The organism is Pseudomonas wadenswilerensis, assembly GCF_900497695.1.
Lineage (GTDB): Bacteria > Pseudomonadota > Gammaproteobacteria > Pseudomonadales > Pseudomonadaceae > Aquipseudomonas > Aquipseudomonas wadenswilerensis.
This window is the reverse complement of sequence record NZ_UIDD01000007.1, coordinates 272,301-286,220: the sequence shown is the minus strand read 5'-3', so window position 1 is coordinate 286,220 and position 13,920 is coordinate 272,301. Positions and strand designations below refer to the sequence as shown.

The window sequence follows — 13,920 nt, the reverse complement described above, 5'->3', positions numbered from 1 at the left end:
TTGCCTTGTCAAGCTGCAGGCCGTGTATACCGTTGGTCGCGCCACACGGCCGGCGCATGGAAGGCTGGACTAGGCTCAGTTCACTTTCGACTGGAGATCGCTCCATGTCACTGGCTGAAGAACAGAAGATTGCGCGCAGAAAGGAAACCCTGCTGTTCGTGTTTCTGGTTGTCTGCCTGTTCCCCTTGCTCTCGGTCGCCATTGTCGGCGGCTATGGCTTTCTCGTCTGGTTTTACCAGCTGCTCTACGGCCCGCCCGGCCCACCCAACGGATAGCCCGCGCCCGCAGACTACTGGAGCCAGCCCATGGATGAAGCCCTGCACATTGCCAGCCTGGTGGTACACGCCCGCCCCGAACTGCTCGAGGCGGTGAAAGCCAACCTGCGCCTGCTCGACCACCTCGAACTGCACCGGCAAAGCGCCGCCGGCAAGCTGGTGGTGGTGCTCGAGGCAAGCGATGAACAGCAGATCCTGCAACGCATCGAACAGATCAACAGCCTGCCCGGCGTGCTCAACGCCGCCCTGATCTACCACGAACTCCTCGCCCCAGAAGGAGACAGCCCATGAGCATGACCCGCCGTGAATTCGCCAAGGCCCAGGCCGCCGCCATCGCTGCCGCCGCAGCCGGCCTGCCGATCTTTACCGATGCCAGCAACCTGGTGACCGAGGCCGACCTGGTCACCCTGAACTGGAACAAGGCGCCGTGCCGGTTTTGCGGCACCGGCTGCAGCGTGATGGTCGCCACCCGCGACAACCGCGTGGTGGCGACCCATGGCGACGTCAAGGCGGAGGTCAATCGCGGCCTCAACTGCGTCAAGGGCTACTTCCTGTCGAAGATCATGTACGGCAACGACCGCCTGACCCAGCCGTTGCTGCGCATGCGCAACGGCCAGTACGACAAGCAGGGCGAGTTCCAGCCGATCAGTTGGGACAAGGCCTTCGACATCATGGCCGCCAAGTACAAGGAAGCACTGAAAAACAAGGGCCCGGAAGCGATCGGCATGTTCGGCTCCGGGCAATGGACGGTGTGGGAAGGCTACGCCGCCAACAAGCTGATGAAGGCCGGCTTTCGCAGCAACAACATCGACCCCAACGCCCGCCACTGCATGGCCTCGGCGGTGATGGGCTTCATGCGCACCTTCGGCATGGACGAGCCGATGGGCTGCTATGACGACATCGAAGCCACCGACGCCTTCGTGCTCTGGGGCTCGAACATGGCCGAGATGCACCCGATCCTCTGGAGCCGGGTCACCGACCGCCGCCTGAGCCAGCCGCAGGTCAAGGTGGCGGTGCTGTCGACCTTCGAGCACCGCAGCTTCGACCTGGCCGACATCCCCATGGTGTTCAAACCACAAACCGACCTGCTGATCCTCAACTACATCGCCAACCACATCATCGAAAGCGGCGCAGTGAACAAGGACTTCATCAGCAAGCACACACGCTTTGCCCGGGGCGCCGACGATATCGGCTACGGCCTGCGCGCCGACGATCCACGGGAAGCCAAGGCCAAGAACGCCGACAAGGCCAACACCTGGAGCGATATCGACTTCGAGCAGTTCGCCGCGTTCGTGCGGCCCTACACCCTGGAGCGCGCGGCGAAGGAATCGGGCGTGCCAGAGGAGCGCCTGAAGGCGCTGGCCGAGCTATACGCCGACCCCAAGCGCAAAGTGGTGTCGTTCTGGACCATGGGCTTCAACCAGCACACCCGTGGGGTGTGGGCCAACAACCTGATCTACAACATCCACCTGCTCACCGGCAAGATCAGCGAGCCGGGCAACAGCCCCTTCTCGCTCACCGGCCAGCCCTCGGCCTGTGGCACCGCCCGCGAGGTCGGGACCTTCTCGCACCGTTTGCCCGCTGACCTGGTGGTGACCAACCCCAAGCACCGCGCCACCGCCGAAAAGATCTGGAAGCTGCCTGCCGGGACCCTCCAGGAAAAGGTCGGTTTTCACGCCGTGCAGCAGAGCCGCATGCTCAAGGACGGCGTGCTCAATGTGTACTGGACCCAGGCCAGCAACAACATGCACGCCGGGCCCAATATCATGCAGGAGGTGTTGCCGGGCTGGCGCAAGCCGGAGAACTTCGTGATCGTCTCGGATGTCTACCCGACCGTGTCGGCCCAGGCCGCCGACCTGATCCTGCCCAGTGCCATGTGGGTGGAGAAGGAAGGCGCGTTCGGCAACGCTGAACGCCGCACCCAGTTCTGGCATCAACTGGTGACGGCCCCGGGCGAGGCCCGTTCGGACCTGTGGCAGCTGATGGAGTTTTCCAAGCGCTTTACCACCGACGAGGTCTGGCCCGCCGAGTTGCTGGCCAAGGCCCCCGAATACAAGGGCAAGACCCTGTTCGAGGTGCTGTATAAAAATGGCCAGGTCGATCAGTTCCCGGTCGAGCAAATGGAGGCCGGCTACCAGAACGATGAAGCCAAGGCCTTTGGTTTCTACCCGCAAAAAGGCCTGTTCGAAGAGTACGCCCAGTTTGGCCGTGGCCACGGCCATGACCTGGCCGCCTTCGACCGCTACCACAGCGAGCGCGGCTTGCGCTGGCCGGTGGTCGACGGCAAGGAAACCCGCTGGCGCTACCGCGAAGGCCTCGACCCCTATGTCGAGGCAGGCAGCGGCGTGCAGTTCTACGGCTACCCGGACAAGAAGGCGATCATCTTCGCCCTGCCCTACGAGCCGCCGGCCGAAGCGCCGGATGCCGACTATCCGTTCTGGCTCAGCACCGGCCGGGTACTCGAACACTGGCACACCGGGACCATGACCCAGCGCGTCGAAGAGCTGTACAAGGCGGTGCCGGATGCCTTGGTGTACATGCATCCGGAGGACGCCAAGGCCCTCAACGCCCGGCGTGGCAGCGAAGTGAAGCTGGTCAGCCGGCGCGGCGAGATTCGTGCACGGATCGAGACCCGTGGCCGTAACAAACCGCCACGGGGGCTGGTGTTCGTGCCGTTCTTCGACGCCAACAAGCTGATCAACAAAGTCACCCTGGACGCCACCGACCCGATCTCCAAGCAAACCGACTACAAGAAATGCGCCATACGCATCGAGCTGATCAGCGTGGCCTGAGGAGAACCGTCATGCCTATTCGCAGCCTGCCCTTGCTGATGTTTGCGGTGATCGGCCTGGTGGTCGCCGCCGAGGTCGACTACCCCCTCGATGCCCCAGGTCCGGACGGTCGCCGCCCTGGCGGTACCCTGACCCAGAGCATGCCGGCGCCGCCGCTGGCCAACGACGAGAACAAGGACCTCAAGCGCGAACGCAACTATCCCGACCAGCCACCGACCATTCCCCACACCATTCGTGGCTATCAGGTCGACATCAACGGCAACAAGTGCCTGTCCTGCCATAGCCGCGCCAACAGCGCGCGCAGCCAGGCGACCATGATCAGCATCACCCACTATATGGACCGCGATGGCCAGGCCCTGGCGGCGGTATCGCCGCGGCGCTACTTCTGCACCCAGTGCCACGTCGCGCAAAAAGAGGTGCAGCCGCTGGTGGGCAACAGCTTCGAAACCATCGACAAGCTGCTGCAAGACGATGCCAACGCCGCGCAGAAACCCTGAGGAGGCGCCATGCAAGCACTGTTCAGGCTATTCAAGGAATACTGGGGCATTCTCTGGCGGCCAAGCGTCTACTACAGCCTGGGTTTTCTGACCCTGGGCGGGTTCGTCGCCGGGATCATCTTCTGGGGCGGCTTCAACACCGCCCTGGAAGTGACCAACACCGAAAAATTCTGCACCTCCTGCCATGAGATGCGCGACAACGTCTTCGTCGAGCTCAAGGACACCATCCACTACAGCAACCGCTCCGGCGTGCGCGCCAGTTGCCCGGATTGCCACGTGCCGCACGAGTGGACGCACAAGATCGCGCGCAAGATGCAGGCCTCCAAGGAGGTCTGGGGCAAGCTGTTCGGCACCATTGACACCCGCGAGAAATTCCTCGCTCATCGCCGCGAGCTGGCCGAACACGAATGGGCGCGGCTCAAGGCCAACGACTCGCGCGAATGCCGCAACTGCCACAACTTCGAGTTCATGGATTTCACCCGCCAGAGCAAGCGTGCCGCAGCCATGCACTCGACCTCGCTGGCCAGTGGGCAGGCGACCTGCATCGATTGCCACAAGGGCATTGCCCATAAGCTGCCGGACATGCGCGGGGTGCCGGGTTGGTAACTCAGCGCGCCACACAGGCCTCATCGCGGGGCAAGCCCGCTCCCACAGGTTGGGTGTACACACATCCATTGTGGGAGCTGGCTTGCCAGCGATGAGGCCAGCCCAGCCAACACGTCAGGCGGCGCCTGGATTACGACCGCTACGCGCTCGATCGCCGGCAAGTCCGGCTCCCACAAGTCCGGCGTACACAGCACTACTGTGGGAGCTGGCTTGCCAGCGATGAGGCCAGCCCAGCCAACACATCAGGCGGCGCCCGGATTGCGACCGCTTCGCGCTCGATCGCCGGCAAGGCCAGCTCCCACAGGTCCGGTGTACACAGCACTACTGTGGGAGCTCCAGCCAACACATCAGGCGGCGCCTGGATTACGAGCGCTGCGCGCTCGATCGCCGGCAAGGCCAGCTCCCACAGGTCCGGTGTACACAGCACTACTGTGGGAGCTCCAGCCAACACATCAGGCGGCGCCTGGATTACGACCGCTACGCGCTCGATCGCCGGCAAGTCCGGCTCCCACAAGTCCGGCGTACACAGCACTACTGTGGGAGCTCCAGCCAACACATCAGGCGGCGCCCGGATTGCGACCGCTACGCGCTCGATCGCCGGCAAGGCCAGCTCCCACAGGTCCGGTGTACACAGCACTACTGTGGGAGCTGGCTTGCCAGCGATGAGGCCAGCCCAGCCAACACATCAGGCGGCGCCTGGATTGCGACCGCTACGCGCTCGATCGCCGGCAAGGCCAGTTCCCACAAGTCCGGCGTACACAGCACTACTGTGGGAGCTGGCTTGCCAGCGATGAGGCCAGCCCAGCCAACACATCAAGCGGCGCCTGGATTGCGACCGCTACGCGCTCGATCGCCGGCAAGGCCAGCTCCCACAAGTCCGGCGTACACAGCACTACTGTGGGAGCTGGCTTGCCAGCGATGAGGCCAACACAACCAGCACACCAGGCAGCGCCTGGATTACAAGCGCCGGCAAGCCCGCTCCCTCAGAGGTTAAATAATCCGCAGTCCCGCGCCAGCGCCGACTATATTGAGCTAGTCCCCGCCCGCAGCCAGAGCGCGCGCCATGCTGGATACCCATCAGCTGATCATCTGCGAACATTGCGATTGCGTGTACCAGAAGGTCAGCCTCGGCAAACACCAGAAAGCCCTGTGCCAGTGCTGCGGCGCCGTGCTGCAGCGCTATAACGGCCTGAGCGTGCAGCAACGCCTGGCCCTGAGCGTCACCGCGCTGATCCTCTGGGTGTTCGCCAATTTCTACCCGATCATGAGCATCAGCCTCAAAGGCTTGCACAACAGCGCCACCCTGTGGGACTCGGTCCGGGCCCTGGCCACCGGCCCCATCACCTTTATTGCCCTGGTGGCGGCCATCTCGATCATCATCGCCCCGGTGTTCCAGCTGCTGCTGTTGATCTGGGTACTGGGCTTTGCCCTGGCCGGCGGCCGTGCCCCGGGCTTCAGCCTGTGCATGCGCTGGCTGGAAACCCTGCGCCCGTGGAGCATGCTCGAAGTGTGCCTGCTCGGCGCCATGGTCGCGGTGTTCAAGCTGGCCGGCATGCTCGATGTGCTGCCGGGCATCGGCCTGGTGGCGCTGGCAGTGCTGAGCCTGCTGATACTGCGCATCGCCGGGCGCGATATACGCGAACTCTGGGACCTGCTGCCATGAGCCGCCCACCGCGCGCCGCCGAGCTCAACCTGGTGCTCTGTCACGCCTGCGGCATGGCCTGCGACAACAGCAACCAGCCGCACGACTGCGAACGCTGCGGCGCCCCCCTGCATGCGCACAAGCCCGATTCCCTGACCCGCACCTGGGCCTACCTGATCGCCTCGCTGGTGTTCTACATCCCCGCCAACCTGCTGCCGGTGATGAACACCACGCTGTTCGGCAGCGGCGCCGACAGCACCATCATGAGCGGGGTCATGGAGTTCTGGGAGCATGGCGCCTGGGACATCGCCCTGATCATCTTCATCGCCAGCATTGCGGTACCGGCGACCAAGTTCGTCGCCCTGGCCCTGCTGCTGATCACCGTGCAACGCCGCAGCACCTGGGCGCAGAGCCAACGGGCGCGACTGTTTCGCTTCGTCGAGCTGATCGGCTACTGGTCGATGCTCGATGTGCTGGTGGTGGCCCTGGTAGCGGCGCTGGTCAAGTTTCAGGCCCTGGGCGATATCGAACCGCGTCCGGGCATTCTGTTTTTCGGCATGGTGGTGGTGCTGACCATGCTCGCGGCAATGAGTTTCGACCCTAGACTGATCTGGCAGCGCGACAAGGAGCAGGCCGATGACTGATACCCGCCAAGACAGCCCACAACCCGGCCAGCCCGGGGTCAAGACCCGCCGTTTCAGCATCTCGCTGGTGTGGATCGTGCCGCTGGTGGCGGTGCTGGTGGGCTTGTCGCTGGTGGTGCACAACGTCATGCAGCAAGGCCCGACCATCGAGATCACCTTCAAGACCGGTCAGGGCCTGGAAGCCAACAAGACCGCGGTCAAGTACCGCAATGTGGTGATCGGCCAGGTCACCGCCGTGGAGTTGAGCAAGGACCAGAAGAGCGTCACCGCCACGGTCAAGCTGGTCAAGCAGGCCGACAATTTCACCCGGGTGGATTCCAAGTTCTGGGTGGTGCGGGCACGCATCGGCGCCGGCGGCGTGTCGGGTATCGATACCCTGCTGTCCGGTGATTTCATCGGCGCCGACTCCGGCGAATCGAACACCCGCGCCAAGGCCTTCATCGGCCTCGAATCGCCACCGCCGATCACCTATGGCGAACCGGGCAAGCGCTTTTTCCTGCACGCCAGCGATCTCGGTTCGCTGGGGGTCGGTTCGCCGGTGTACTACCGCAAGATCCCGGTGGGCCAGGTGGTCGCCTACGGCCTGGATGAAAACGGCAAAGGCGTCAGTATCGAAGTGTTCATCAACTCGCCCAACGACGCCTTCGTCACTGACAACACCCGCTTCTGGAACGCCAGCGGTGTCGATGTCGAAGTCGGCGCCAACGGCTTTGCCTTTCGCACCGAGTCGCTGTCGTCGGTGATCGTTGGCGGTATCGCCTTTCGCGCCCCGGACTACAGCCCCGACGATCAGGTGGCCGCCGAAGACCGCCAGTTCGAGCTGTTCGACGACCGCGCCCGGGCGCTCGCCCCGCCCCATGGCAAGGCACAGTACCTGAGCCTGCGCTTCGACCAGGCCCTGCGCGGCCTCAAGGTCGGTGCCCCGGTGGAATTCCTCGGGGTGGAAATCGGCTCGGTGGTTTCGGTGAACCTCGACTTCGACGTCGAAAAACGCACCTTCCCGGTCAATGTCGGCATCGTCATCTATCCGCAACGCCTGGGCCGGGCCCACACCAAGTTGCTCAAGGCACTGAACCACGACCCCGACGACGAAAAGGCCGCCGCGCAGTTGCTCGGCTCCTTCGTCGACAACGGCCTGCGCGCCCAGGCCCGCAGTGGCAACCTGCTCACCGGGCAGCTGTACATCGCCCTGGACTTCGACCCCAAGGCGCCCAAAGTGGTGTTCGACCCGACGGCCCGGCCGATTACCATCCCCACCGTGCCGGGTAGCCTGGAGCAACTGCAGGAGCAGTTCCAGGTCATGGTCGAGCGGCTCAACCGCCTGCCCATCGAGCGCATCGCCAACAACCTCGATGCCAACCTGGTGGAGCTGCGCAAAGGTTTGCAGCAGTTCAACAGCCGCACCTTGCCGGGCGTCCAGGGCACCTTGCAGGAGGTCAGCAAGACCCTGCAGTCGGCCAACTCGACCCTGGCCGAGGATTCGCCCCAGCGTGAGCAGCTGACCCAGACCCTCGACGAGCTGGGGCGCATGTCGCGCTCGCTGCGCGAGTTGGCCGATTACCTGGGGCGCAACCCCGAGTCGCTGCTGCGTGGCCGGCCCAAGGATGCACCCGCTGACTCGCTAAAACCTTCGTCGCGCAATTGACCGCAGGAGCACACCCATGGCGCATGCCTCCCCGTTTGCAGTGTTGAGCCTGGCGGTGTTGCTGGCCGCCTGCCGCAGCGACCCGATCCACTACCACACACTGATCCCGCAGCAACCGGTGCCGGCCAGCAGTGTCGATGTGCAACTGGAGCAGGTCAGCGTGCCGCCCCAGGTCGATCGGCCGCAGGTGGTGATTCGCCAGGGCAACAGCGGCCTGGCGATCCTCGAGACCGAATGGTGGGGCGCAAGTCTCGCCGACGAGTTGCGCAATGCTCTGGTCAACCAGTTCGTCAGCAGCACTGCCCAGCCGCGTCTGGGCTTGCGCGTGGAGGTGCAGCGCTTTGACTCGGTGCCGGGGCAATACGCCCTGTTCGATGCCCGCTGGCGTTTGCGTGCCGGCAACGGCAGCGCGCTGCTGAACTGCCGCAGCGTGATCCAGAGCCCGGCCGGCGCCAGCATCGACGAACTGGTGCTGGCCCATCAACAGAACCTCAAGCGTTTCACCGAACTGGTCAGCCAGGCGGCCCGCGGCGGTGCCAGCCGTTGCCCGGCCGTTCACTGAAACCCGCTCGCCTGCCCGAGGGCCCACTCATGGCCAATAATCGCCCGGTTCACCTGGGCACTGCCCGGGAACTGCTCGACGTGCTGATCCGCGCCGGGCTGATCGCCGTGCTGGTGCTGTTCTGCTTCGACATCTTCAAGCCGTTCCTCAACCTGATGCTGTGGGCGGTGATCCTGGCGATCACCCTCTATCCGCTGAGTCAGCGCCTCGGTGGCTGGCTCGGCGGGCGCCCGCGCTGGGCTGCCGTCGTCCTGGTGATCATCGGCCTGGCCTGCCTGATCGGGCCGCTGAGCCTGCTGGGCGCTTCGGTGGCCGACACCGTGCAACAAGGCATCACCGGCTTCGAGGATCAGCGCATCGAAATCCCGCCGCCACCGGCCAACGTCCGTGACTGGCCGCTGATCGGCGCGCCGCTGTACGGCATTTGGGCCCATGCCAGCAGTGACCTGAGCTGGGCGGCGACCCAGGTCGCGCCGCACCTCAAAGGCCTGAGCAAGACCCTGCTGACACAACTGGCCGGGATTGGCTCGGGCATCCTGATGTTCCTTGTGGCCCTGGTCGTCGCCGGCCTGATCATGGCCAAGGGTGCAACCGGCCAACGCGCGGCGGTGGCGATTGCCACCCGCGTCGCCGGCCCGCAGCGCGGCGAACAACTGGCCGCATTGTGCACCGCTACCATCCGCGCCGTAGCCCAGGGCGTGGTCGGCATCGCCTTCATCCAGATGCTGCTGGTGGGTGTCGCCCTGGTCATTATGGGGGTTCCTGCTGCCGGGGTGCTGGCCCTGCTGGTGCTGCTGCTGGGCATCACCCAGCTGCCGGTGTTGTTGATCACCCTGCCGGTGGCGATCTACGTGCTGGCCCATGACGGCGTCAGTGCCAGCACGGTGATCTTTGTCATCTGGATCTTGCTTGCCGGGCTCGCCGACAACGTCCTCAAGCCCATGCTGCTGGGTCGCGGCGTGGCCGTACCGATGCCGGTGGTGTTGATCGGCGCCCTGGGCGGCATGCTGACCAACGGCATCATCGGCCTGTTCATCGGCCCGGTGGTGCTGGCCGTGGGCTACGAGCTGTTCATGAGCTGGGTGGCGCAGCCGCTGGCCGTCGACAGCCCGGCCGAGGAGCCTGCACCGGACCCGCCAGGCACTTCGGGCAGCACCATGGACTAGACTTCAAGCACGGGGGGGCTGGCAACACAACGCTACCGGAGGTGCCCCATGAGCCAGTACCAACGCCTATTCCTGATGGTCGGCTGCGACCTGCGCCACACACCGGCACTGGAACGTGCCGCCGCCCTGGCCCGCGCCACGGGTGCCGCCTTGCATATCTGCGCCTTTATCGACGAGATCGACACCCTCGGCCTGATGAGCGGCGACGAACACCACCTCGACACCCTGATGCTGGACAACCGCCAGTGGCTGGCCGATGAGGCGACCTTGCTGCATGAAAACGGCATTCGCGTCAGTACCGAAGTGATCCTGGCCCGAGACGTGCTTCAAGCGGCCTTGACCCAGGTCGCCGAGATCGACCCCGACCTGTTGATCAAGGATGTACAACACGAACCGCTGCTCAAGCGCCTGGTGGTCGCGCCGCTGGACTGGCAACTGCTGCGCGAATGCCCGTGCCCGGTGCACCTGGTAACCGACGTGCATTGCCCGCTGCCACGTATTGTCGTTGCCGCCGTCGACCCGACCCACCCCGAGCACCCGCACAACGACCTCAACGAAACCGTGATCGAAGCCGCGGCCGACCTTGCCCGCCAGTGCAACGCCGAGCTGCACCTGTTGCATGTGTGTGACAGCGCCCACACCCATATCGCCGACTTCGGCGCAGGGACCGTGACCATGCCGGGCTTTGGTGATGATGTACGCAAGTCGATCCACAAGGCCTTCGAGCACTTGGCCCAGCGTCACGCAATACCCGTGGAGCGCCAGCACTTTTTGTCGGCGCCGATTACCCGCAGCATCGCCGAGTTCGTCAGCCACAGCCGCGCCGACGTGCTGGTGATGGGCAACCACCCGCGCAAGCTGCTCGAACGCCTGACCGGCAGCACCACCGAGCACGTGCTGGAACACCGGCTGTGCAACGTGCTGGCAATCCGCGGGGCGAGCTGAGGCTCAGTCGTACTCGGTTTCGGCGTGTTCGCCCAGCAAGCGGCGCTGGCGTGGCGTGGCAGCGGCCAGCACCGCCGGGTTGAACTGAAAGTGCAGGTAGGGCGAGAACTTCTGCGCGACCATGCGTCGGCCGTAATGCACCTGCAGCAGGTAGCGGCTGCGGTCTGCGCTGCGGTTGTCGCTGCCGGCGTGCCACAGCTCACTGCGAAACACCAGGGCGTCGCCGGCCTGGCATAGCACCACCTGCGGCGGACGGCCCTGCCAGCTCTGCTCATTCTTGCGCGGCGCGCGCCCTGCCCTGTGGCTGCCCGGTACCACCCGGGTCGGACACAGGTCGGCGTCGATGTCATCCAGGTACAACTGCACGGTGCAGATCTGCATTGGCAGCTCGAAGGCCGGGTCGGCCATCAGCGCCGGGGCAACGTCCATCATCAGGTAGTCCAGGTGCAAGGACATGCCCTGGTAGCCCGGATGACAGCGCCAGGCGGTCTGGCCGATGATATGGCAATCCTCACCCAACGCCGCCTCGGCCAGCTCGATCACCCCGGGCAGGTCGAGGAACGCCAGCCACAGCGGGTCGCGGTTGAACACGCACTTGTAGTGTTCGATCAGGCCGCCGCTGTAGTCCCAATGAAACGCCTGGAGCCCGTCGATGGCATGACGCAGCAGCTTGACCTGGGCACTGTCGAGCACGCCCGGCAGCAAGACGAAGCCGTCGTTGCCCAAGGCCTGCAGGTGTTGCTCGGTAGAGCGGTTCATCAGGGCCTCCACAAGGCCGAGGGTCAGCCTTGGCGCAACCAGTCGATAAAGCGCGCAAACAGCTCGGACTGGGAGTTTATCTCCAGTTTAAGGTAGAGGTTCTTGCGGTGCATGCGCACGGTTTCCGGGGAGATGCCCATCTCGCCAGCGGTGGATTTCACCGAGTGGCCGCGCAGGATCATCTGCGCCACTTCACGCTCGCGTTCGGTCAGCACGTTGCAGCCAAAGCTGTCGAAGGCCGCCTGGACGCTGCCCTGGCCAGTGGCTGCGCTGTTCTGCTCAAGGCCGTGCTGGGCGAAGCGGCTGATCAGTTCACGCACCATGGGCTCCACCGCCTGCAGCAGGTGCAGTTGTTCGACGCTCAGGCTGCTGCCACCGCAGCCCTGGAACAGGCTCAGGGAGATCTTGCTGTGGTGGTCGATATCGACGATGTAGTAGCTGTCTTCGGTGCAGCCAGTGCCCAGGTAGTAGGTCTTGTAGTAGTCGCTGTCGAAGAAGTGGTCCGGGGCGATGTCCTGCAGGTGGTAAAAGCCTTGCGCCAGGCCCTTCTCCACCGCCAGGCAGAACGGGTCGAGCAGGTAGCCGGCGGTGAAGTAGCGGTTGAGGATGGCGTCGCGGTGACGCTCGGGGATGCCTTGCTGGTAGAGCAGTTGCGGCGGCTGGCCCTGGCGTTCGAGGCTGACCATCATCGACTCGACCGCCACCAGCTGGCTCAGGGCGGCGGCGAGGCTTGCCAGGGCGTCGGCCTCGCCGCTGCGGGCAAAGGCGTGCTGCAGCGCTGCATGCCATTGCTGCAGGGCAGAGAAAGACAGGCAGATCGGAGTGTCGGCGGTGGCTCGGCTCATGCCCGGCAGTCTAACCCGCCTGGGGGCTGCGATGCAGCCCATCGCCGGCAAGGCCGGCTCCCACAGTGGGTTGGTGTACACCGCACCTGTGGGAGCTGGCTTTGCCTGCGATGGCTGCTCATGCACCCACGTGCACCCCTTCCTGGCGCAGCTCTTCTGCCGTTTCGACAATGCACTGGCGCAAGGTCTCGACGATTTCGTCCACCTGCTGACGGGTGATGATCAGCGGCGGCGACATCACGTTCAGGTGCATGATCGGCCGTACCAGCAAACCCTTGGCCTGGGCCCGGCGGTGGATGCGCTCGCCGATGTTCACTTGATCGGCAAACAGCGCCTTGCTGCGCTTGTCGGCGACGAACTCGACACAGGCCATCAGCTTCATGCAGCGCACCTCGCCCACCAGCGGCAGCCCGGCCAGGGTCTGCAGGCGCTGCTCCAGGTAGCCGCCGACCTCATCGACATGGGCCAGCAGGTTCTCCCGCTCGATGATCTCGATGTTCTTCAGCGCCGCGGTGCAGCACACCGGATGGCCGCTGTAGGTAAAACCGTGGGTAAAGCAGCGGCCCTTGCCCGGTTCGGCGATGACCTTCCAGATGCGCGCGGAGAAGATGCACGCGCCCAGCGGCAGGTAGGCCGAGGTCAGGCCCTTGGCAGTGGTGATGATGTCCGGCTGCACGCCGAACAGCGCCTCGGACGCAAAGAACTTGCCCAGGCGCCCAAAGGAGGTCACCACCTCGTCGGCAACGAAGAGGATGTCGTAGGTCTGGCATACCTGCCACATGCGCAGGAAGTAGTCCTTGGGCGGAATGATCACCCCGCCCGAGCCCATGATCGGCTCGGCAAAGAACGCCGCGACATTGTCGGCGCCCAAGGAGAGGATCTTGTCCTCGAACTCGGCCACCAGAAAATCCAGAAACTCCGCCGCGTCCATGTCATCCGGTGCCCGATACGGGTTCGGGTTGGAGACGTGGTGGATCAACTCATGGGCGTAGTCGAATTCGGGCACCCGGTCGGCGGCCTTGTTGCCGATCGACATGGTCAGGCAGGTGGAGCCGTGATAAGCGTTGTAGCGGGCGATCACGTGCTTTTTTTGCGGCTTGCCGCGGCAGTTCTGGTAGTACTGGATCAGCCGGTAGGCGGTATCGACCGCCGTCGAGCCGCCGGTGGTGAGGAACACATGATCGAGATCGCCCGGAGCGAGGCTGGCGAGTTTTGCGCACAGTTCGATAGCGACGTTGTTGGCCATGTCCGAAAACGGGTTGGAATAGGCCAGCTGGCGCACCTGATCGGCGATGGCCAGGGCCATCTCTTCGCGGCCCAGGCCGATGTTGGTGCACCACATGCCGCCGACGGCATCGAGGAAGCGGTTGCCATCGGTGTCGTAGATGTAGGCGCCCTCGCCTTCGACGATATTCAGCGCGCCTTGCTCGGCATGCTCATCGAACACGTGGTAGCCGTGCAGGTAGTGGGCTTTGTCGGCCGCCACCAGGGCATCATTGGCGGCGGGTGCTACGAAGGCTTTGTTTGGCGTGGCCATGGCAG

General features: G+C 64.6%; 14 protein-coding genes. 11 read left to right on the top strand and 3 right to left on the bottom strand.

Annotated features, from left to right (window positions below; all coding sequences use genetic code 11):
• The first annotated feature begins 104 nt into the window (after positions 1–104).
• From napE to CCOS864_RS12295, 11 genes are all read left to right on the top strand, one after another.
• Complete coding sequence (gene napE, locus CCOS864_RS12350) at positions 105–275, top strand: periplasmic nitrate reductase, NapE protein (RefSeq protein WP_115086574.1); 171 nt, start codon at positions 105–107, stop codon at positions 273–275.
• A 30-nt stretch (positions 276–305) separates the two neighbouring features.
• On the top strand, positions 306–566 hold the full coding sequence (locus tag CCOS864_RS12345; RefSeq protein WP_115086573.1) for a chaperone NapD: 261 nt from the start codon (positions 306–308) through the stop codon (positions 564–566).
• Positions 563–3,067 (top strand): nitrate reductase catalytic subunit NapA, encoded by a 2,505-nt coding sequence (gene napA, locus CCOS864_RS12340; RefSeq protein ID WP_115086572.1) that lies wholly within the window; start codon positions 563–565, stop codon positions 3,065–3,067. The genes CCOS864_RS12345 and napA overlap by 4 nt, the downstream gene beginning before the upstream one ends.
• Positions 3,068–3,078: 11 nt before the next feature.
• A complete protein-coding gene (locus tag CCOS864_RS12335) occupies positions 3,079–3,564 on the top strand; it encodes a nitrate reductase cytochrome c-type subunit (protein WP_115086571.1) in 486 nt (161 codons plus the stop codon).
• Positions 3,565–3,573: 9 nt separating this feature from the next.
• Positions 3,574–4,170: a cytochrome c3 family protein gene (locus CCOS864_RS12330; RefSeq protein WP_115086570.1), complete on the top strand. Its 597-nt coding sequence runs from the start codon at positions 3,574–3,576 to the stop codon at positions 4,168–4,170.
• A 1,063-nt stretch (positions 4,171–5,233) separates the two neighbouring features.
• Positions 5,234–5,833 carry a paraquat-inducible protein A gene (locus tag CCOS864_RS12320; protein WP_115086568.1) on the top strand — a complete coding sequence of 200 codons (600 nt, stop codon included), beginning with the start codon at positions 5,234–5,236 and terminating at the stop codon, positions 5,831–5,833.
• A complete protein-coding gene (locus CCOS864_RS12315; RefSeq protein WP_115086567.1) occupies positions 5,830–6,456 on the top strand; it encodes a paraquat-inducible protein A in 627 nt (208 codons plus the stop codon). The genes CCOS864_RS12320 and CCOS864_RS12315 overlap by 4 nt, the downstream gene beginning before the upstream one ends.
• A complete protein-coding gene (locus CCOS864_RS12310) occupies positions 6,449–8,101 on the top strand; it encodes a PqiB family protein (RefSeq protein WP_115086566.1) in 1,653 nt (550 codons plus the stop codon). Before CCOS864_RS12315 ends, CCOS864_RS12310 begins: the two co-directional genes overlap by 8 nt.
• Before the next feature lie 16 nt (positions 8,102–8,117).
• On the top strand, positions 8,118–8,663 hold the full coding sequence (locus CCOS864_RS12305; protein ID WP_115086565.1) for a PqiC family protein: 546 nt from the start codon (positions 8,118–8,120) through the stop codon (positions 8,661–8,663).
• A gap of 29 nt (positions 8,664–8,692) precedes the next feature.
• On the top strand, positions 8,693–9,829 hold the full coding sequence (locus CCOS864_RS12300; protein WP_115086564.1) for an AI-2E family transporter: 1,137 nt from the start codon (positions 8,693–8,695) through the stop codon (positions 9,827–9,829).
• Between the two features lie 48 nt (positions 9,830–9,877).
• Positions 9,878–10,774: a universal stress protein gene (locus tag CCOS864_RS12295; RefSeq protein WP_115086563.1), complete on the top strand. Its 897-nt coding sequence runs from the start codon at positions 9,878–9,880 to the stop codon at positions 10,772–10,774.
• Between the two features lie 3 nt (positions 10,775–10,777).
• On the opposite strand, the gene CCOS864_RS12290 is transcribed toward CCOS864_RS12295, so the two are convergent.
• The 3 genes from CCOS864_RS12290 to CCOS864_RS12280 form a co-directional block, all read right to left on the bottom strand.
• Positions 10,778–11,533 (bottom strand): phytanoyl-CoA dioxygenase family protein, encoded by a 756-nt coding sequence (locus tag CCOS864_RS12290; RefSeq protein ID WP_115086562.1) that lies wholly within the window; start codon positions 11,531–11,533, stop codon positions 10,778–10,780.
• A 23-nt stretch (positions 11,534–11,556) separates the two neighbouring features.
• A complete protein-coding gene (locus CCOS864_RS12285) occupies positions 11,557–12,378 on the bottom strand; it encodes a helix-turn-helix domain-containing protein (protein WP_115086561.1) in 822 nt (273 codons plus the stop codon).
• Between the two features lie 118 nt (positions 12,379–12,496).
• Complete coding sequence (locus CCOS864_RS12280; RefSeq protein ID WP_115086560.1) at positions 12,497–13,915, bottom strand: aminotransferase; 1,419 nt, start codon at positions 13,913–13,915, stop codon at positions 12,497–12,499.
• Between the last annotated feature and the right edge of the window lie 5 nt (positions 13,916–13,920).